Annotated in this window: 17 protein-coding genes; 9 read left to right on the top strand and 8 right to left on the bottom strand. The window is 61.3% G+C overall.

Going from position 1 to position 20,468, the window contains the following annotated elements; translation table 11 throughout:
- Positions 1-44: 44 nt before the first annotated feature.
- The 5 genes from repB to K6N12_RS21265 all read right to left on the bottom strand — a co-directional run bounded on the left by repB (position 45) and on the right by K6N12_RS21265 (position 5,469).
- On the bottom strand, positions 45-1,097 hold the full coding sequence (gene repB / locus K6N12_RS21285) for a plasmid partitioning protein RepB (RefSeq protein WP_097627847.1): 1,053 nt from the start codon (positions 1,095-1,097) through the stop codon (positions 45-47).
- A gap of 42 nt (positions 1,098-1,139) precedes the next feature.
- Positions 1,140-2,354, bottom strand: coding sequence for a plasmid partitioning protein RepA (gene repA / locus K6N12_RS21280; protein ID WP_097627848.1), 1,215 nt, complete (start codon positions 2,352-2,354; stop codon positions 1,140-1,142).
- Positions 2,355-2,663: 309 nt separating this feature from the next.
- On the bottom strand, positions 2,664-2,903 hold the full coding sequence (locus tag K6N12_RS21275; protein WP_097627849.1) for a hypothetical protein: 240 nt from the start codon (positions 2,901-2,903) through the stop codon (positions 2,664-2,666).
- 130 nt (positions 2,904-3,033) lie between these two features.
- Entirely contained in the window at positions 3,034-4,983 is a 1,950-nt protein-coding gene (locus K6N12_RS21270; protein WP_097627850.1) for an AfsR/SARP family transcriptional regulator, read from the bottom strand.
- A 27-nt stretch (positions 4,984-5,010) separates the two neighbouring features.
- Entirely contained in the window at positions 5,011-5,469 is a 459-nt protein-coding gene (locus tag K6N12_RS21265; RefSeq protein WP_097627851.1) for a helix-turn-helix domain-containing protein, read from the bottom strand.
- A gap of 352 nt (positions 5,470-5,821) precedes the next feature.
- On the opposite strand from K6N12_RS21265, the gene K6N12_RS21260 reads away from it, so the two are divergent.
- The 5 genes from K6N12_RS21260 to K6N12_RS21240 all read left to right on the top strand — a co-directional run bounded on the left by K6N12_RS21260 (position 5,822) and on the right by K6N12_RS21240 (position 10,694).
- Positions 5,822-7,024 carry an MFS transporter gene (locus K6N12_RS21260; protein ID WP_131711317.1) on the top strand — a complete coding sequence of 401 codons (1,203 nt, stop codon included), beginning with the start codon at positions 5,822-5,824 and terminating at the stop codon, positions 7,022-7,024.
- A gap of 217 nt (positions 7,025-7,241) precedes the next feature.
- On the top strand, positions 7,242-7,802 hold the full coding sequence (msuE, locus tag K6N12_RS21255) for an FMN reductase (protein WP_097627853.1): 561 nt from the start codon (positions 7,242-7,244) through the stop codon (positions 7,800-7,802).
- A 243-nt stretch (positions 7,803-8,045) separates the two neighbouring features.
- Entirely contained in the window at positions 8,046-8,885 is an 840-nt protein-coding gene (locus tag K6N12_RS21250) for a MetQ/NlpA family lipoprotein (protein WP_097627854.1), read from the top strand.
- An 89-nt stretch (positions 8,886-8,974) separates the two neighbouring features.
- Entirely contained in the window at positions 8,975-10,060 is a 1,086-nt protein-coding gene (locus K6N12_RS21245) for a methionine ABC transporter ATP-binding protein (RefSeq protein ID WP_097627855.1), read from the top strand.
- Entirely contained in the window at positions 10,041-10,694 is a 654-nt protein-coding gene (locus K6N12_RS21240) for a methionine ABC transporter permease (protein ID WP_097627856.1), read from the top strand. Before K6N12_RS21245 ends, K6N12_RS21240 begins: the two co-directional genes overlap by 20 nt.
- 1 nt (position 10,695) lies before the next feature.
- Here K6N12_RS21240 and K6N12_RS21235 read toward each other — a convergent pair whose 3' ends face one another.
- Complete coding sequence (locus K6N12_RS21235; protein ID WP_097627857.1) at positions 10,696-12,054, bottom strand: LLM class flavin-dependent oxidoreductase; 1,359 nt, start codon at positions 12,052-12,054, stop codon at positions 10,696-10,698.
- A 233-nt stretch (positions 12,055-12,287) separates the two neighbouring features.
- Here K6N12_RS21235 and scpA point away from each other — a divergent pair, with 233 nt between their 5' ends.
- Positions 12,288-14,426: a methylmalonyl-CoA mutase gene (gene scpA / locus K6N12_RS21230; RefSeq protein WP_097627858.1), complete on the top strand. Its 2,139-nt coding sequence runs from the start codon at positions 12,288-12,290 to the stop codon at positions 14,424-14,426.
- A gap of 63 nt (positions 14,427-14,489) precedes the next feature.
- On the opposite strand, the gene K6N12_RS21225 is transcribed toward scpA, so the two are convergent.
- Positions 14,490-15,650 carry a fumarylacetoacetate hydrolase family protein gene (locus tag K6N12_RS21225; protein WP_097627859.1) on the bottom strand — a complete coding sequence of 387 codons (1,161 nt, stop codon included), beginning with the start codon at positions 15,648-15,650 and terminating at the stop codon, positions 14,490-14,492.
- A gap of 367 nt (positions 15,651-16,017) precedes the next feature.
- Between K6N12_RS21225 and K6N12_RS21220 the strand changes: the two genes are divergently transcribed.
- The 3 genes from K6N12_RS21220 to K6N12_RS21210 are packed head-to-tail and all read left to right on the top strand — an operon-like array spanning position 16,018 to position 18,565.
- On the top strand, positions 16,018-17,028 hold the full coding sequence (locus K6N12_RS21220; protein WP_222148966.1) for a Gfo/Idh/MocA family protein: 1,011 nt from the start codon (positions 16,018-16,020) through the stop codon (positions 17,026-17,028).
- 10 nt (positions 17,029-17,038) lie between these two features.
- Complete coding sequence (locus tag K6N12_RS21215; RefSeq protein ID WP_097627861.1) at positions 17,039-18,136, top strand: Gfo/Idh/MocA family protein; 1,098 nt, start codon at positions 17,039-17,041, stop codon at positions 18,134-18,136.
- Between the two features lie 18 nt (positions 18,137-18,154).
- Positions 18,155-18,565 carry a VOC family protein gene (locus tag K6N12_RS21210; protein ID WP_047622188.1) on the top strand — a complete coding sequence of 137 codons (411 nt, stop codon included), beginning with the start codon at positions 18,155-18,157 and terminating at the stop codon, positions 18,563-18,565.
- A 97-nt stretch (positions 18,566-18,662) separates the two neighbouring features.
- On the opposite strand, the gene atzF is transcribed toward K6N12_RS21210, so the two are convergent.
- A complete protein-coding gene (gene atzF / locus K6N12_RS21205; RefSeq protein WP_097627862.1) occupies positions 18,663-20,468 on the bottom strand; it encodes an allophanate hydrolase in 1,806 nt (601 codons plus the stop codon).

Raw genomic sequence — 20,468 nt, 5'->3', positions numbered from 1 at the left:
AGAGGGCTTCCGCGACGGCAACGTTCGGGGGCCTTTTCTTTTGCTTATTGATCTCCGTTTTTCGTCGAATCCTGTGTCTTCTCGAACGCCTCGTAAAGACGATCCAGATTGCTGGCGATATAGGCTCCAAAGGCAGATGCCTTTTCCGCCTTCAGCGCAATGGTGAATTGTTTCCCGTCATCCTTGATCTTCGCCTTGACCGCGCCGTCCTTGCGCTGCCAGGCGTGAGCCGCGGGCTGAAGCGTCGCTGTCGATGATGCCGGTTGTTGCTTCCTACTGATGAAGGCAACCAGCATATCGAAGCGGGCATCGGGCTCCGCTGTCTCGAATTCCGGCGACCTGCTGAACGCGATCGCCCCCGCAGAGATGTTTTCGGTCTCGAATTTTACCGACAGATCGTGCCAGCGGTCACGGCCGGTGGTCTTTGCCGCGCCGATCGCGGTCAGGACTTCGGCCGGGATCCGCTTGGTGACGGACAACATCTTGGAAACCGTCGTCTTGTCGGCGCTGAGTGCCGACATGATCGTTTCCCTATCGAAACCCAACGAGTCGAGCTTGTCGGCGAACATTGTCCTCTCGATGAACGAGAGATCGGCGCGCGCCGAATTCTCCTGGCCCTGTGCGATCACATGGTCGCGATCGTCAAGTTTCTTGACGACGGCGCGGACAGGTCTGCCGAGTTCTTTGGCGGCCCGGGCGCGACGGTGGCCGAAAGCGATCTGATACCGTCCGTCCTTGTCAGGATGCGGGCGGACGAGGATCGGCGAATCCTGACCACGCAGGCGGATCGCCTCGACCAGTTCGCGAAACTGTTCGTCGGCATGCGCCAGCCGGTCGGTCACGAACGAATCTTCGATCAGGGCGGGGTCGAGATCGATCACGGTCTCGCCGGTTGCCAGCTTCTCCTCGATCGCTTTGGCCGCGTCCGCCTTGGCAGCGAGCGCATCGATACTGCGCGTGACGGCACCGAGCGCGCCGATTCCCTTGTAGGTGATCTGCTGTTTCTCGTCCCTCTGAAGTGGCTCGTCCGCGTTGTTTACCGCAGTAAACTTCTTGGAATCGTCCATCAGGCCCGAGAGGAGGTTCTTACGCGCCATCAGCCGGCTCCTTGTCCCTGTTTACCGTAGTAAACTTTCCGGTCATTTCCGCCCCCAGGCCTTGTGAATAAGGTCGACGATCTCATTGTTGACCGCATCCATCGCCTCCATGGCGCGGTCATAGGTCGCGCGGGTGAATTGGCTCCGCTCGACCTCGTAAAGCGTTTGGTTGGTCATCGCCGCATCCGAGATCGCGACGCTGCGCAACATCGGATTGGTCAGTACATGGTTCTTGAACATCGAACGCATGAAGGCGACCATCTGCGTCTGCGGCCCGTCCTGCGGGTCGTAGCGGGTCACGAGATAACGCAGCCAGTCGAGGTTCATATCGCCGCCAGCACCTTTCAGCGTGTTCAACACTTCGCCGAGCATCTGCAGGAACTGGCACATCGACATGACATCGAGCATCTGAGGATGGACGGTGATCAGAACCGCCGTGGCGCCGCAGATGGCGCTCATCGTCAAAAAGCCGAGCTGGGGAGGGCAGTCGATGATGACGACATCGTAGTCATCGGCGACCGAAGACAGCGCCTCGTCCAGCCGCGCGAAGAAGACACGGCCATAGTCGCCAGCCTTGCCCTGAGCAAGCACGCGCGGCGTATCATGCTCGAACTCCATCAGCTCGAGATTGCCCGGCACCAGATGCAGGTTCGGGAAATTCGTCGGCCGGATGATCTCCCTCAGCGGCCGCCGCTGATCGTCATAGCGAATGGCGGCGTAGAGCGTCTCATTCTCGTTGACGTCGAATTCAGGCTGAAAGCCGTGGATGGCGGAGAGAGATGCCTGTGGGTCGAGGTCGACAGCAAGAACACGATGGCCGGTCAGGGCAAGGTGCTGGGCAAGATGCGCGGCACTGGTGGTCTTGCCGCTGCCGCCCTTGAAATTGACAACGGCTACGACCTGGAGATGTTCGCTGCCTTTACGGTGACGCATATAATGCGTTCCGGCGCGGGCATTGTGCTCCAGGAAGCTGCGCATCTCTTCCATCTGCTCGGCCGTATAAGATCGGCGGCCTGATGGCGTGACCTGGGGAAGGGCGCCTTTGCCTTCCAGCGACAGATTGCGAAGATAGCCGCTGGTCACGCCGAGAAAACGCGCCGCTTCGGCCAGCTGAAATTCCCTAAGCCCCTTCAGCGCACGCGGCGGAAACATTTCGAGCCGATGCTGCTTCAGCTTGTCGGATAGTTCCTGCGCCTGACCAATAATCAGTTGATCGACATCGGAAATTGCTTTTTCTATCTGCGGTGCCATATTCATGGAAATCTCGAAAATGCGATTTAAAAGCCCTGCGAGCTTTGAAACCGCATTTAGCGCCGATTCTGGAGGGGTGGCAAGGCAAATAGGGTTAACAAGACCCTACCGCGAGGTTGTCCAATCCTTTTCAAAGGCTTGAACATGGCGCCCGCTGGCGCTGCCGGCGCAGCCGCGGGGTGTTATAGACCGAATCGCCAGAGCAAACGCCGTATCGCTATGATAGCCGATTGGCACAAGCAGGAATCGAAATATGAATGCGTGGAGTTTTCCAGGCAAGCCTGCAACGGCTGTCAGCTGGACTGCGACCGCCGCTCAGTGCCGCGTGCCGAGCAGACTACCGTCCTGACCGCTTTCGTGGGACAGGGATACGCCGCTTCTATCGAGGTCTTGCATCAGGGCGCCAAACGCAAGGTCGAGGCAATAGGCGGAGAATTCGGCGTTCAAATCTCTGGCGTTCTCTCGGGCATAGGCAACGAGCCGGGCGAGCGATACCAGCTCCTTGAGCTCGTCGTCACTTTTCGGCGTCGTGGTTGCTTCGTTTGCATCGTGCATCTGAGAATTCTCCAGCTTCCCTTGCCGGCGCATTCCGACAGAGCAAAGACAGCTTAATCCTCTTGAACGAAAGACGCGCGTGACACAGGCGTGACAGGAATTGCCGGCTTACACTTTTCGGCGCCAGACTTCAGAAGCCGGCCCTGCGTAATGCCTCGCGATACTGTTCCTTCTGCCATTGCTCCTTGAAGGGAACGACCGAAAGCCATTTGTCGACATCGAAATCCGGATAGATCTCGCGCACCTTGCGCATATAGATACGCGCGTTTTTCAAATCGCCGAGCATCGCCCAGCAGGCAGCCGAAAGCCGGTCGGCCGGTGTACGATCGTCCATGATAGAAATTTGCTCGAGCGCCTCGGCATAATGGCCAAGGGCGAAATTCGCGCCGGCCGCCGTCCATAGATAGTCGGTCGGACTCAACGGATTGAGGGAGATGGCCCGCTCGATCTTGGCCAATGCATCGGCAGGGCGCGACGCATGGACGAGCGTATCGGCATAACTTGCAATGCCGTCAGCATAATGTGGGCTGAGTTCTTCCGCGAGCCTCAGCGCCACGACGCTTTCATCGATGTCCTTGAGATAAAGTTTGGCAACGCCCAGCTCGCGAAAGCCGGCCGCAAACGACGGATCGGCAACGATCGCCCGGTTCGCGTACTCCTCCGCAAGGCCGAGCAGCTCGCTGTCGCCGCGTGCCGTCAACAGCCATTCGACAAGAAAAGTGCGCGACAATCCGCTGAGCGCAGGGGCAAAATGTGCGCTGTGCTGAAGCGCCTCGCGAAAAGCCTTCCGGGAGCGGCGTACATCGGGGAGGGCGAGCCGCTTGATGTCCCGCAGACCGAGAAGATAGCTGTGATAGGCGGCCGAATTGCCCTCGAAGGAATCGCGCATGGTCTCATGCCGGCGGACCTGCCCGGCAAGCTCTTTGGCAATCTGCCGCGCAATGTCGCGCCGGTGGCTTATCAATTCGTATTTCTCGAGGCTGAAACGCTCGGCCCAGATGACTTCATCGCTGCCGGCATAAATCAGCTGGACAAAGAGCGCAGGGCTGCCCGCACGATTGGTCAGCCTCGTGTCGAGAACATAGGAAATCGAATGGCGCAAGATCAGCTGGGCCTTGTCGGCATTATGTGCGATGCGAGCGGCCGTATGGGGTGCTACCACCGAAACAGTATTCAGCGCACAAAGGCCGATGGTCACGTCCTCGATCAGCGCCTCGGAGAGAATCGGCAAGGCACCGATGGCATCCGTCCCGCTCGGCGGCAACAGCACCAGACGGGGGAGGGGACCGGGAACTCGAACGCCGCCATCAATGAGCGGCACCGCAACGCTCTGTGGTGGTCGACTACCGGCGAAGATCTTGCGGACCTCTCCCAGCGCCTGCACGTCAAGGCCGATATCGACTGCGCTTTCCAACTGATGCCTGCTCGTCTCGAAAAGGCGGCGCGCTTTCTCCAGCTGACCTTCGGACTCATAGGCATCGAGAAGGATGCGACGAATATTCTCGTCATCCGGTGCCTCGCGGAAAATCCTGAGCGCCGCCTCCTTGATCAGGCTGACATCCTCTCGCGACCGGGCAGCGGGCAGCGCCGTCTTCAGCGCATCCACCAGAACTGCCATGTGCCGGTCACGCTGGCCGGCGATCCACTGCCGCGTCCTCACGCTTTGGTCGGCGAGCCCAGCCAGGAAATCCTGGCGAAGGATGGCAACCAGCCGCCGCAGCCTGCCAAGTGCGTCGTCGCCGTCGGGGTCGGCAAGTTCGAAGAGATCACCTGAAAATGCATCCGACCTGACCCGCACGCCGGTCGCCGTGAAGGCCAAAAGCTCGGCACCGAGCTCGGTCTGACGCTTCTGAATGCGCGATATGGTTTTGCGCAGGTTGGCCATGATGTCAGAGTTGTCGTGGCTGTCCCACAAGAACCGCGCCAGCGCCGAGCGCGGATATTCGCTCCCGGCTCCGTCCCGCAGATCACGGTCCCGCAGATAACAAATCGCCAGCAGGCCTTTTTCCGGGAACGCCGCCGGTCGCCCGGCGGGGTCGATCAGCCGCAACTCACCAAATGATTCGAGCCTGAGCTTCATGCGGATAATGCCTGCCGATATGCCTGACTATTCTCCGAGCGGAAGGGTGATATCCGCGACCGGGGCACCCAATGTTACGCCGCTGCTTTCCGCCTGTGCCATCGCCTTCACCAATGCGATGATCGTTTCCCGGATATTCCGGTCGGCGATCTTCAGAAAGGCGCGGTTGAGCACCAATCCCTCTTTCGTTTGCAGGAATTCGGCAACCGGGTCGCTATTTGCCGGCAGATCGAGCCCTTGCAACGTCAACGGCTCGGAATTTTCCTGTTCAAAGAAAAAGCTTGGCGACGTGTGAAGCACATCGGCGATTCGCTGCAGACGGCTCGCGCCGATGCGGTTGATGCCCTTCTCGTATTTCTGAACCTGCTGAAAGGTCACGCCGATTTGCTCGGCAAGCCGTTCCTGGCTCATTCCGAGCAACTGCCGGCGCATTCTTATGCGCCCTCCGACATAGCCGTCTATTGCATTCGGTGTCTTGACATTCATCGCGTGTTTTCAGCCTCGATCGCATTTCAATCGACGCAGCTGTAGTATCCCCCGTCGCCGTTTTCCATGGTTGTTTTCACATCGCATACGATACATGCCATGATCGCAACCCAGTGTGGTAGGAAAACCCCCGTCCGGCAAGGGGTAAAGCAGCGCAGGATAGGCTGCAAAACGGCAAATCGAACAAAAGCCGTACCGATCCTGATGAAACTGGGCTGTTGCTGCCCCCCGCCTTACGCTAAATGCACTTCAGCGACCGCCGCTCAATCGTCTTCCCAGCCCCGATCGCCCGAAATCCATCGAATAAAGCGACGCGGCACGGCAACCAACCGGGCCGTCCAGGAGGAATTCCATGGCAACTGTTGCCGAGCGCGCGCCCCGTTTCGAAAAAACAACGATGTCTATCCTGATGGCGGTCAGCTTCTGTCACATGCTGAACGACATCATGCAGTCGCTGCTCGCCTCGCTCTATCCGCTGTTCAAGGCGAATTACGATCTTGATTTCGTCCAGATCGGCCTGCTGACCATGACCTTCCAGGTCACAGCGTCGCTGCTGCAGCCGCTGGTCGGCATCGTCACCGACCGCTGGCCGATGCCCTATTCGCTGCCATTCGGCATGGCGAGCACCTTTTGCGGCCTCATCCTGCTCGGCAATGCCGGCAGCTTCGCCCTGCTGCTCGTCGCCGCCAGCCTGATCGGCTTCGGCTCGGCGGTCTTCCACCCGGAATCCTCGCGCGTTGCCCGTCTTGCCTCGGGCGGCCGCCACGGTTTCGCGCAGTCCTTCTTCCAGGTCGGCGGCAATGCCGGTCAGGCGATCGGTCCGCTGCTCGCCGCCTTCATCGTGCTGCCGCTCGGCCAGCACAGCGTCTCCTGGTTTGCCGCCATCGCCATGGTCGGCATGGTCGTGCTGAGCTGGGTCGGCAACTGGTATATTGGCCATCGTCGCCAGAACGCCAGTAAGCCTGCGGTGAGCCGGACCCTGCCGCTGCCGCAGAACAGGGTGGTCTGGGCGCTGCTGATCCTCGTGCTGCTGACGGCGACGAAAAACGTCTACATGGCCAGCGTGTCGAGCTACTTCACCTTCTATGTCATCGACAGGTTTGCGCTCAGCGTCCAGCAGGCACAGCTGATGCTCTTCCTCTTCCTCGGCTCGGTCGCCGTCGGCACGTTTCTCGGCGGGCCGATCGGCGATCGCTTCGGCGCTCGTTTCGTCATCTGGTTCTCGATCCTCGGCGTCATTCCCTTCGCGCTGATCCTACCCTATGCAAACCTGTTCTGGACGGGCGTGCTCAGCGTCGCCATCGGCCTGATTTTCGCGTCGGCCTTCTCGGCAATCGTCGTCTTCGCGCAGGAACTTGTGCCCGGACGCGTCGGGCTGATTGCCGGCGTCTTCTTCGGTTTCGCATTCGGGGCAGGGGGGCTCGGTGCAGCACTGCTCGGCAGTTTCGCCGATACCCACGGCATCGACTTCGTCTACCGCATCTGCTCCTATCTGCCGCTTCTCGGTCTGCTGACGATCTTCCTGCCGCGCATCCCGAAGCCAAAGCCAGTCTGAGGCGATATCGCGCCTCGACAACGCATCGACCCGAAATATCCGCCATATTCGGGGCTCGGTGACTGATGCGCTGTCGCAAGCAGGCGACCACCCGCAGATGAGAATGTATTTTTCTCCTCATCATGATGAAGAGGGATAGGCTTCCTTTAATCCACTATTTTTATAGATAATATCTATCCAATAATCGGTCCCGGCACGATATCGGAAGGAAAATGGCATGTCTGCTTACAAACTGGTCGGCCTGGCGGGTAGCTTCAACCGTCCCTCGAAGACCTTCACGCTGGTCGAAAACATCGCCGGCCTTGCCGGTGACAAATACGGCTTCGACAACACCCTCTACGATCTGACCGATGTCGGTCCGTCGCTCGGCCAGGCGCTACGCCGCGACGATCTCGACAGCCGCGCCAGGGAAGTCATCGACGATATCGTCAATGCCGATCTGCTGGTCATTGGCGCGCCGACCTACAAGGGCAGCTATCCCGGCCTGTTCAAGCACCTGATCGACCTGATCGACCCGCATGAGCTGCGCGCCAAGCCGGTCATCATCACCGCGACAGGCGGCGGCGACCGGCATGCGCTGATGGTCGAGCATCAGCTGCGCCCGCTCTTCGGCTTCTTCATGTCTCATACGCTGCCGACAGCCGTCTACGCCTCCGATCGTGACTTCACCGATTACCGCGTCTCATCCGAACCGCTTTCCAAGCGGATCGGCGAGGTCATCGGCGAGCTCGCAGCCTTCTTTCCTGCCCAAAAGCAGGCTCTTATCGCTGCCGAGTGAAAAGTACCCGCACAGACTTGAAACGGCGCCTTCGAGGCGCCGTTTCTCGTTCGGGCCATTCTTGCAAGCCATGATAATCCATAAATTTGGTGGAAATTTATCCTGCTGATATCGATGGCGGGGCAAGAGTTTTTCCAAGCCTTCCTCGACATCGGACATTCGTGCTTCGCTCCCGATGGGCGCATTTGCCATGATCTGTCTGCTCGGGGCGCTTGGCCTCATTCAGTCAGACGGGATATAACAATGATCAAGAACAACAATCTTCACGGCTTCCCCCTTTCGCGCCGCGCGGCTCTTGCCGCCGTCGCCGTTTCCGCTGCCACGCTCTTTGCTTTTGCAGCACCCGCTCCTTCCTTTGCCGCGGACAAGTCGATCAAGGTCGGCATCATGGCCGGCGAGGAGGAGGACATCTGGCGCGTGGTCACCACCGAGGCGGCCAAGAAGGGCCTCAAGATCGAAACGATCACTTTCAACGATTATACACAGCCGAACGAAGCGCTGGAGCGCGGCGAACTTGACGCCAACGCCTTCCAGCATCAGCCCTATCTCGACAACCAGATCAAGCAGCACGGCTACCACATCACGCGCGTCGGTTATACCGGCGTCTGGCCGATCGGCCTTTACACCAAGAAGTACAAGTCCGTCGCCGAGATCCCGGAAGGTGCCGTCATCGGCGTGCCGAACGATCCCTCGAACGAAGGCCGGGCGCTGCGCGTTCTCCAGAACGAAGGCCTGATCAAGCTGAAGGACGGCACCGGCATTCTCGCAACGATCGCCGACGTCACCGACAATCCGAAGAAGATCGACATCAAGGAGCTCGACGCAGGCATCGTCGGCAGGTCCATCGACGATTTGGATGCCGGTGTCGTCAACACCGACTGGGCGCTGAAGAGCGGTCTTTCTCCGGCAGAACGCATCGCGCAGGAGCCGATTGTCGACAATCCGTATCGCAATTTCATCGCCGTCAAGGACGACAACAAGGATTCAGAATGGGTCAAGACGCTCGTGTCTTCCTATCAGAACGACACCGTCAAGGCCGAGTTCGACAAGGTCTACAAGGGAACCGGTCTCAGCGCCTATTGATCCGAAACAGGGCTGGGGTTAAGGCCTGCCGAGAGGCGGTCCGGGCGTTCTTTGCCCGGGCCGCCTTCAGCATTTGTAAGGAAAAACACATGAATTCCTTTGTTTCCACCACGGCGATCGAGGCAGAGCCGCAAACGGCGACCGAAGAGGTGGTGAGGCTGACCGAGGTGAAGCGGCGGTTCGGAACCACGGCCGCCCTCGACGGCATTTCGCTGACGGTGAAGAGAGGCGAAATCCTCGGCATCATCGGCCGCAGCGGCGCCGGCAAATCGACGCTGATCCGCTGCTTGAACGGCCTGGAGCGCGCCGATAGCGGCGAGATCCTCATCGAAGGCCGAGATATCACCGGACTTTCAGAACAGGACCTGCAGCCGCTGCGCCGCCGCATCGGCATGATCTTCCAGCATTTCAATCTGCTTTCCGCCAAGACCGTCGAGGAAAACGTCGCGCTGCCGCTGAAGATCGAGGGTCTTGCAAAGAGTGAGCGCCTGAAACGGGCGCATGAGCTGCTCGAGCTCGTCGCTCTTGCCGACAGGGCGAAGGCCTATCCGGCATCGCTGTCCGGTGGCCAGAAACAACGCGTCGGCATCGCCCGGGCGCTCGCGGCACGCCCGGCCCTGCTGTTGTCCGACGAGGCGACATCGGCGCTCGATCCGGAAACGACCCGGTCGATCCTGACGCTGCTCAAGGACATCAACCGTAAGCTCGGGCTGACCATTCTGCTGATCACCCATGAGATGGAAGTGGTCCGCGGCATTGCCGATCGCGTCGCGGTCATCGATGCCGGGCGGATCGTCGAGGAGGGACAGGTCTGGTCGATCTTCGCCAACCCGCAGGCTGATATCACCGGCAGCCTGCTCGGCGGCATCCGGCCGCAGCTTCCCGAGCATATCGCCGGCCGGCTGTCGGCGACGGCGGGCAGCGAAGCGATCCTCAGCGTCGATCTCGCCGGGCCGCAGGCGCAGGGCGCGCTGTTTGCCGAACTCTCGGCGGCGCTGCCGCATTCCTTCCGCCTCGTCCATGGCGGCATCGACCACATCCAGAACCAGCCGGTGGCGCGGTTCTTCATCGCCGTTCCCGCGCGCGACCCCGCGCTTGCCGGAAAGGTCCAAAAATTCCTGACGGCCCGGTCCGCCCGGGTGGAGGTACTTGGTTATGACACCGATCATGCTTGAACTGCTTGTTCGCTCCCTTAGGGAGACGATCCTGATGACCATCGCCTCGGGAGTGATCTCGCTCGTCGCCGGCCTGCCGCTTGGCCTTGCACTGGTCGCGACGGCGCGCGGCGGCATTGCCGAAAACCTCTGGATCAACCGCGTGCTCGGCGGCGTCATCAACGGCTTCCGTTCGGTGCCCTTCATCATCCTGCTGGTGGCGCTGATCCCGCTGACGCGGCTGATCGTCGGCACCGCGCTCGGCACCTGGGCGGCCATCGTGCCGCTCGCCATCGCCGCAACGCCCTATTACGCCCGCATCGCCGAAGTATCGCTGCGCGAGGTGGACCGAGGGCTGATCGATGCCGTGCGCGCCATGGGCGGCAGCCGCTGGACGATCATCCGCGAGGTGCTGGTGCCCGAAGCGCTGCCAGGCATCGTCGCCGGTTTCACCGTCACGCTGGTGACGCTGATCGGCGCCTCGGCCATGGCGGGCGCGATCGGCGCCGGCGGCCTCGGCGATCTCGCCATCCGCTATGGCTATCAGCGTTTCGAAACCAGTGTGATGATCGCGGTGGTGGCCGTCCTCATCGTGCTCGTCTGCGGCATCCAGTGGCTTGGCGACCGGCTGGTCGCCAGACTGGACCACCGATAAATCAGCGCCGGAATTGGGCGGCGGGATGAGCGGCGGGCAACCTGCCGTTCCCGCCGCCGAAAAGCTTCTGCCGCAACGGTCCTGCAGCATAGTCCGCCTTGAAGACGCCGCGCTCCTGCAGCACCGGCACCACCAGTTCGACGAAATCGCGCAGGCTTTCCGGCGCCACTGTCCGCGCCAGATTGAAGCCGTCGATGCCACTCTCTTCGATCCATGCCGTGAGATGATCGGCGATCTGGTCGGGCGAGCCCACCATCGGTTTCATCCGGCTGCCGAGGACCATCTGGTCGATGATGTCACGCAGCGTCACCGGCTTCGCTGCCTGTTTCGTAATGGCCGCAAGTGCGGACTGATTGGCGTTGGTCGAGTTCCGGTCGATGACGTCGTCCAATCCATACTTCGAAAAATCGATGCCCACAGAAGCGGAGTAATGCGCAAGCGAGGCCTCGACGCTCGCATGGCGGCGATAGTCCTCGAGCTTGTCCTGCGCTTCCTTCTCCGTCCGCCCGACGACAACAGTGATCAGGCTCAGGATCTTCAATGCGTCGGCGCCGCGGCCGAATTCCTCCGCCTTCGCCCGCAGCGCATCGACGGTCGGCCTGGCCGCCTTGGGATTGGGCCCGGCGATGAAGACGCATTCGGCGTGGCGTGCGGCGAAATCCTGCCCGCGTGCCGAGGCGCCGGCCTGAAAGAGCAGGGGCGTGCGCTGCGGCGAGGGCTCGGAAAGATGGATGCCTTCCATCCGGTAATATTTGCCGTCGTGACGAACAGTGCGCACTTTGGAGGGATCGGCATAGATGCCGCCCGCCTTGTCGCGCAGCACCGCATCGTCGTCCCAGCTCCCTTCCCAGAGCTTGTAGAGTATTTCGAGATATTCCTCGGCCGCATCGTAGCGCGCATCATGTTCCGGCAGCTTGTCGAAACCCATGCTGCGGGCCGCACTGTCGAGATAGCCGGTGACGATGTTCCAGCCGATCCGTCCCTTGGTCAGGTGGTCGAGCGTCGACATGCGCCGCGCCAGCAGGAAGGGTGGCTCATAGGTGGTGTTGACGGTCACGCCGAAACCCAGATGTTTGGTGACATAGGCCATCGCCGAAATCGGAATCAGCGGATCATTGACCGGGATCTGCGCGCCCGTCTCGATCACCGGCGCCGGACTACCCTTGTAGACATCATAGACACCGACGATATCGGCCAGGAAGATGCCGTCCAGCTTGCCGCGTTCGGCGGTCTTGGCAAACTCTGTCCAGTAGTCGAGATCGGTATAATGTGCTGAGCAGTCGCGCGGATGCGTCCACAGGCCGTGGTTGATGTGCCCGACGCAGTTCATATCGAAGGCATAGATCTGCATGGTCTTCATGAGGCGGGTCCCAATGCCGGCAATAGAAATCAAGGATTTGCCGCATTAATTATCCTGGAGCATGAAGCCGAAAAGTGCGAGCGGTTTTCGGACGACATCATGCTCTAACTATATAATATAGAACAGGATTCAGATTTTGGGCCGGCTCGGCCTAAAATCATCCTGTTCGGGCTCTATCGCACGAGGAGCCTATAAAATGGTAGGGTGGGGATGAAAAAAGCCGGAGGAACCGCATGACGAAGAAGACACTGTCGGATTGGGCGGAGCTTGCGCAAAAGGAACTGCGCCGCTCGCCCGAAACGCTGACCTGGCAGACGCCGGAAGGCATTGCCGTCAAGCCGCTCTATACGGCTGAGGATCTCGACGGCGCCGGGCACCTTGGTTCGCTTCCCGGTTTTGCTCCCTTCACCCGCGGCCCGCGAGCGACGATGTATGCCGGCCGGCCTTGGACGATCCGCCAATATGCCGGCTTCTCGACGGCAGAGGAATCGAACGCCTTTTATCGCCGCAATCTGGCCGCCGGCCAGAAGGGCCTGTCGGTCGCCTTCGATCTTGCCACCCACCGCGGTTATGACAGCGATCATCCGCGCGTCGAGGGTGACGTCGGCAAGGCGGGTGTGGCAATCGACAGCGTCGAGGACATGAAGATCCTTTTTGACGGCATTCCGCTCGGCGACATGTCGGTGTCGATGACCATGAACGGCGCCGTCATTCCGATCCTCGCCTCTTTCATCGTCGCCGGCGAAGAGCAGGGCGTTCCCCAGGCCGAGCTCTCGGGGACCATTCAGAACGACATCCTCAAGGAGTTCATGGTACGCAACACCTATATCTATCCCCCCGAACCCTCGATGCGGATCGTCGCCGATATCATCGACTATACCGCCCGCGAGATGCCGAAGTTCAACTCCATCTCGATCTCCGGCTACCACATGCAGGAAGCCGGCGCGACGCTGGTGCAGGAACTGGCCTTCACGCTGGCCGACGGCCGCGAATATGTGCGCGCCGCCATCGCCAAAGGCCTGAGCGTCGACGAATTCGCCGGCCGCCTGTCCTTCTTCTTCGCCATCGGCATGAACTTCTTCATGGAAGCCGCCAAGCTGCGCGCCGCCCGCCTGCTCTGGACGCGGATCATGGAAGGGTTTCATCCGGAGAAACAGTCCTCGCTGATGCTGCGCACCCATTGCCAGACCTCCGGCGTCTCGCTGCAGGAGCAGGACCCTTATAACAACATCATCCGCACCGCTTTCGAGGCGATGTCGGCCGTGCTCGGCGGCACGCAGTCGCTGCACACCAACTCCTTCGACGAGGCGATCGCGCTGCCGACGGAATTCTCCTCGCGCATTGCCCGCAATACGCAGCTGATCCTGAGCCACGAAACCGGCGTGACAAAAGTGGTCGATCCCCTGGCGGGCTCCTACTATGTCGAAAGCCTGACGGCCGAGCTTGCCGACAAGGCCTGGGCCTTGATGGAGGAAGTCGAGGCACTGGGCGGCATGACCAAGGCCGTAGCGGAAGGCCTGCCGAAACGGCTGATCGAGGAAGCGGCCGCACGCCGTCAGGCGGCCGTCGACAAGGGCGAAGAGGTCATTGTCGGCGTCAACCGCTACCGGCTCGACAACGAGCAGCCGATCGACATTCTGGAGATCGACAATAGCGCGGTGCGCAAAGCGCAGATCAGACGTATCGAAGAAACGAAGCGGCGCCGCGATGGCGGAGCCGTGCGCGAGGCGCTGGCGGCCCTGGTAGAGATCGCACAGAGCGGCAAGGGCAACCTGCTGGAAGCAGCGATCGCAGCGGCCCGAACCCGCGCCACGGTCGGCGAAATATCGGACGCGATGCGTGCTGCCTTCGGCGATCATGCCGCCACCCCTGTGGTGATCAAGGGCGTCTATGGCGAGGCCTATGAAAATGAGCCGGAACTCGCCGTGCTCAAGACTCGCATGACGGAGGTGACGGAAGCCATGGGGCACCGGCCGAAGATCATGGTTGCCAAGCTCGGTCAGGACGGACACGACCGAGGCGCAAAGGTGATCGCCTCGGCCTTCGGCGACATCGGCTTCGATGTGCTCGCCGGTCCCCTCTTCCAGACACCGGAGGAAGCTGCCGGCGTCGCACTCAGCGAAAAGGTCAATGTCGTCGGCGTCTCGTCGCTGGCGGCCGGTCACAGGACGCTGCTACCACAGCTTATCGACAGGCTGAGGGAACAGGGCGGTGGCGATATCATCGTCGTCTGCGGCGGCGTTATCCCGCGTCAGGACTATGAATTCCTGCACGAACACGGCGTTGCAGCCGTGTTCGGCCCGGGGACAAATGTTCTCGAGGCGGCAAACTCCGTCCTCGATCTGCTGGAGGGCAGGCGAAGAAACCAGTAGCTGAAGCATTTCCAGGAAAAGTGCGACGCGATTTTCCGCCCGGAAATGCGCAAAATCAAAGAATTAGAGCAGCCCGCGCTTTGCGAGGTTGCTCATCAGCGCCGAAATGCCGAAGGTCCAGGGCGAGCATTCGGTGGAAAGGCGCACGGTGTTGACGAGCGCACCGAGGCCTGCCGAGGAAATCTCGACGACATCGCCGATCTTGTGGGTGAAGCCTTGCTTCGGCGCGTCGCGGTCCTGCGTCGGCGCAAACAGCGTGCCGAGGAAAAGCATGAAACCATCGGGATACTGATGATGGGCGCCGACCGTCTGCTTGACGAGGTCGGTCGGGTCGCGGCTGATCTTTGACATCGAACTCTTGCCGTGCAACACGAAACCGTCCTGGCCTGACACCTTCAGGTCGAGTTCGGCCTTGCGTACATCATCGAGGCTGTAGCCGGCATCGAACAGGCGGATGAAAGGACCGATCGAGCAGGAGGCGTTGTTATCCTTGGCCTTGCCGAGCAGCAGCGCCGAGCGGCCCTCGACGTCGCGCAGGTTGACGTCGTTGCCGAGCGTCGCCCCCTTGATTTCGCCGCGGCTGTTGACCGCGAGCACGATTTCCGGCTCGGGATTGTTCCAGGTTGAGATCGGATGCAGGCCGACATCCGCACCCCAGCCGACCGAGGAAAGCACCGGCGCCTTGGTGAAAACCTCGGCATCCGGCCCAATGCCGACCTCGAGATATTGCGACCACATGCCCTCGTCGATCAGCGCCTGCTTGACCTTGGCAGCCTCCGGCGAACCGGCCTTGAGATTGGCGAGGCTGCCGCCGATTAGCGTGCTGACTCGCTCGCGGATCGAGGCGGCACGCTCCGGATTACCGGCGGCCTTCTCCTCGATGACGCGCTCGATCATCGACTGCGCAAAGGTAACGCCGCAGGCCTTGACTGCCTGCAGGTCGACGGGCGCAAGGAGATACGGGCGCGTTTGATCCGGAGCTCCGGTACTGTTGGCGGCGATGTCCGCCAGCGAGCCAACCGCCTTGCCATTTGCTGCACGGACGAAGGCGACGGCATCCTGCCGCTCGAGCAGGGCGCTCAGCGTCGGCGTCTCGCGCGACGTGATGTCGACCAGCATGCCCTGGCGTAACGTCACAATGCTCGGTCCCTCCGCTTCGGGATTCCAGATGCGACCGACAAAAAGACCATCCGAAGCGGCGACATCGAGAAGAGCTTGAGACATGGTGATCTTCCATCAAGGCGAGCGAGAAGAGCTCTTTTAAAAATTGCGGGGTGTTGCCGCCCTCCGACCCGGCGACGACCAAAATCGATCACATTCATGAAGGCGGGGCAAGATGCGTGGGGGAAAAAGACCTTTGTCTGATCGGCTCAAGCGGCGGGCTTCCTCGGGGAATCCAATTGCAAAAGGCCACAAAATAACTATTTAGATACAAAATTACCGTTAAATTTCAAATATTTAAATACAGGCCGCGACGATTTTGCCCTCCATCTCGCCTTGACAGGAGCCGGCTTTCGTTATCTGTTTTGCGCGACATGGAGGAGGCTGGCGTCAGCCGGCCGCACGAGAACCCCGGGAGGATATTGCAGCGATGCTAAGATTTGCCGTCGTCGGAATCGACCATGGGCATACGTTCGATCACGTGAAGGGATTGCTTGCTTCAGGCGGCGAATTCGTCGGCTATTGCCCGCAGACCTCGGTGCCGGCACTGCGCGAGGCCTTTGAGAAGACCTATCCTGACGCGCCGCAGATCGACCGGGAAAAGCTGTTCGACGATCCGTCGATCGACGTCATCTGCATTTCCGCGATCCCGCGTGACCGCGCCGGGCTTGCGATCCGCGCGATGAGATCGGGCAAGGATGTGATGACCGACAAGCCTGGCGTGACGACCTTCGCCCAGCTCGAGGACGTCAGGCGCACCGTTGCCGAGACCGGCAAGATCTTCTCGATCTGCTTTTCCGAGCGCCACTGCGTGCGCTCCGCCGTCAAGGCCGGCAAGCTCGTCGCCGAAGGCGCGATCGGCCAAGTGATCCAAACGCTCGGCGTCGGTCCACACCGGCTGCAACTGCCGACCCGGCCGGACTGGTTCTTCGATCCCGAGGCCTTCGGCGGCATCATCGTCGATATTGCTTCACACCAGGTCGACCAGTTCCTGTTCTATACCGGCTCGACCACAGGCGAGGTCATCGCAAGCTCGATCGGCAATTTCGGGATGCCTGACAAGCCCGCCTTCGAGGATTTCGGCGAGGTGCTTCTGCGCTCCGACAAGGCGGCGGGTTATGTGCGTGTCGACTGGTTCACGCCGGAGGCGCTGCCGACCTGGGGTGACGGGCGCCTGACCATCCTCGGCACCGAAGGTTACATCGAGCTGCGCAAATATATCGACATTGCCGGCCGGCCGGGCAAGGATCATCTCTTCCTGGTCAACGGCAAGGAAATGACCCATATCGATTGCAGCGGCGAAAAGCTCGATTATTTCGACGCGTTCACCGCCTACGTCGGCAACCGCACGCAGACGGCGATGACCCAGGATCACGTTTTTGAAGTCTGCCGTCTTTCGCTCGAAGCCCAGGCGAAAGCCGCTCGCATCGGCGCTCGCTGAGGAGGAAATCATGACCAGGAAATTGCGCGTCGGCGTCATCGGCGCAGGCATCGCTGCGCGGCATCTGGCCGGCTTCGGCTGGAACAAGGAGCTTTTCGAAGTCCCCGTGCTCTGCTCGCTCGACGAGGAACGCGGCAAGGGGCTGTGCGAGGAATACGGCATTGGCGAATACACGCAGGATGCGGATGCGCTGTTTGCCCGTGACGATCTCGACATCATCGACATTTCGACGCCGCCGAGCTCGCATTTCGAACTTTGCCGCAAGGGCATCGAATCCGGCAAGCACGTGATCTGCGAGAAGCCGCTCTTCGGCTCGATCGCCGAGGTCGACGAGATGGGGCGCATCCTCGATCGTTACCCCGGCAGGAAGCTGATGCCGATCTTCCAGTATCGCTACGGCTCCGGCCTGCAGAAGCTGAAGCTACTGATCGAAAGCGGCCTTGCCGGCAAGCCGTTCCTGACGACGATCGAAACCCATTGGTGGCGCGGGCCGGATTATTACGCCGTGCCGTGGCGCGGCAAATGGGCGAGCGAACTCGGCGGCGGCCTTCTCGGCCACGCCATCCACGCTCATGACATGCTGAACTATGTACATGGCCCCTGCGCCGAGGTGTTTTCCTATGGGGCGACGCTGGTCAATCCGATCGAGGTCGAGGATACGGCAGCCCTTTCGGTGAAGATGCAGAATGGCTCGCTGGCGACGCTCTCGATGACGCTGGGTTCGCGCAAGGAGATCTCGCGGTTGCGCTTCTGCTTCAACGACCTCGTCGCCGAAAGCATCATCGAACCCTATACGATGGGCCGTGACCCGTGGACTTTCGTCGCCGGGACAGAGGAACATCAGGCGCGGATCGACGAAGTGCTCGCCGCCTATGTGCCTGGCGAGGATGGCTACACCCGTCAGTTCGAGCTCTTCCACAAGGCGATCGTCGAGGACACCGACCCACCGGTGACATTGCAGGATGCCCGCAATTCGCTGGAACTGGTAACGGCCGCCTATTTCTCGCAGCGAACCGGACAACCGACGCCGATGCCGATCGCCGCCGATCATCCGCTCTATCGCTCCTGGCTGCCGGCAGGGGAATGGCGTGCTGCGGCTACCGTCTGAACTGGGAAGGGCATTCCCATGCTGAAATCCTTCGAGCATGTCGGCATGACGGTCAGCGACATGGACCGCACCGTCGATTTCTACTGTGGCCTGCTCGGACTCAGCCTGGTGCTGCGCAAGACGATGGCGAATGGCATGCAAGTAGCATTCCTCGATGCCGGCGGCGGCATGCTGGAGGTCTTTGCGCCGCCCGGCGGCGCGTCGAGAGCGGTCGACGTGCCTGAAGATACGGCCGGCGTCCGCCACCTCACCTTTCATTTCGACAGTGTCGACGAGGCCTTCGCCCGCCTTGAACAGGCGGGCGTCGAGATCAAGGAGCGGCCGCGCTTCGCCGTCCACTCCGAGATGCTGAACAAGATCGCCTTCGTTCGCGATCCCGATGGCATCATCGTCGAGCTTGCCGAACGCTCTCAGAACCGCCAGGGCTGACACAGGCGCTGCCGATCGCTTCGCTGCGGGCGGTCAGACCGTACCGCAGCAGATCGATCAGGCGCCTGACAAGTTTTGCCGCCATGCAAAGCTCTCCTCAGCTCGCCAGCTTGGCGCTGATGTAGTTGCGCCAGCCGCCAAGCGCGGTGATTTCCTCCGCACCTTTCACCGCATGGGCCTCGCAGACGAAGCCGGAGACGCTGGAACCGTCTTCGAGCGTCAGCTTACCGATGCCGAGGGGTGCCGGAATCTTCTGGACGAACCTGCCGAAAGCATCGGCCGGCAGTGCCCAGACCTCGACCTCCAGCCCCTGACCCTTGTGGCCGGGTTCGCGCAGCAGCCCTGGTTTCGCTGGCGTGGTATTGGGCAAGACGAAGAGGCGATAATCGCCGGCCGTGCGGCAGGTCTTGACCAGACGCCCGCCGGCGCCTGCCAGTTCGTGATTGAGCGGCATGCCGGTCAGATGCGCACCGACGACCGCGATTTCGATGAAACCGTCATCGCCAGGCACAACACGGCTTGCTTCGGGGATCGCCGCCTGCCGGTCGATGCCCATGCCGGAACCCGCTGCGCGGTGCAGCGCATCGGCAAGCGGCGCCAGCGCATCGTCGGTGAAAGCGGGTGCGATGACGGTGACGCCACCCGGCAAGCCGCCTTTCCCGAAGCCGGCCGGAACGGCGATTGCCGCGCAATCGAGCAGGTTGACGAAATTGGTGTAGCGGCCGAGGCGGCCGTTGAGCACGACGGGATTGGCCAGCATGTCGGCGACCGTATAGGTGGTTGGCGCGGTCGGCAGCAGCAGAACATCAGCCTTTTCCCATTCGGCCTCGGTCTTGCGGCGCAGCTCCTCCAGCCGGTAACGGCCGTTGAAGGCCTCGACCGCGGTCTTGCCCTTGGCGCCTTCGATGATCCCTCTGACCGTCGGATCGAAATCGGCGGCGTTGGTGGCGAGGAAATCCTCGACCGCCGCCAGACGTTCGGCAACCCACGGCCCGTCATAGAGAAGGGCGGCAGCCTCGCGGAACGGCGTGTAATCGAAGGGCACGATGGTCGCTCCGAGCGCTTTTGCCCGCTCGATCGCCTGATCGTAGAGCGCCTCCACCTCCTTGTCCCCGAAGAATTCCCGTTCGGCGCCGGCCAGGACGCCGATGCGCAGGCCCGATACCGGCAGCTTCGCCGGCTTGGCGGGGCGCGAGAAGGGATCTGCGGCATCAAAGCCTTCGGCGACTTTGCGGATCGCAACGCCATCGCCGACGGTTGCGGCAAAGATCGTGATGCAGTCGACGCTCTTGCAGGCCGGAACGGCGCCGGTATTCGGCAAGAGGCCCGGCGTCGGCTTGATGCCGACCAGATTGTTGAAAGCAGCCGGCACGCGGCCGGAGCCTGCCGTATCCGTGCCGAGCGCGAAGGCCGCCAGGCCCGAAGCGACCGTAACTGATGATCCGGAGCTCGAACCGCCTGAAATATAGGCCGCATCGAAGACCGAACGCGGCGCTCCATAGGGCGAGCGCGTGCCGTTGAGACCGGTGGCGAACTGGTCGAGATTGGTCTTGCCGATGATGATGGCGCCGGCTGCCTTCAACCGAGCAACGACCGTGGAGTCCGCCTCCGGCCGATACTCATAGGCCGGGCAGGCGGCCGTCGTCGGCAGGCCAGCGGCGTCGATATTGTCTTTCACGGCGAAGGGCACGCCCCAGAGCGGCAGGCTGTTTGCCTCAGGCGCGCGTGCCATCAAGGCTTTGGCGGCAGCGCGCAGCTCCTCATCCGGCACCGGAGTGATGAAGATTGCCGCATCTCTAGAGGCGGCGCGGCGGGAGATCACCTCTTCGATGGCATCGAGCGGCGTCAGGCCGGATTGATAGGCGGCGCGAAGGGTTGAGAGATCGAGAATGGTCGGCAGCAT

This window comes from Rhizobium redzepovicii (genome assembly GCF_019793435.1).
GTDB classification, from domain to species: domain Bacteria; phylum Pseudomonadota; class Alphaproteobacteria; order Rhizobiales; family Rhizobiaceae; genus Rhizobium; species Rhizobium redzepovicii.
The sequence above is the reverse complement of the archived record's forward strand: the minus strand, read 5'-3'. Positions and strand labels throughout refer to the sequence as shown.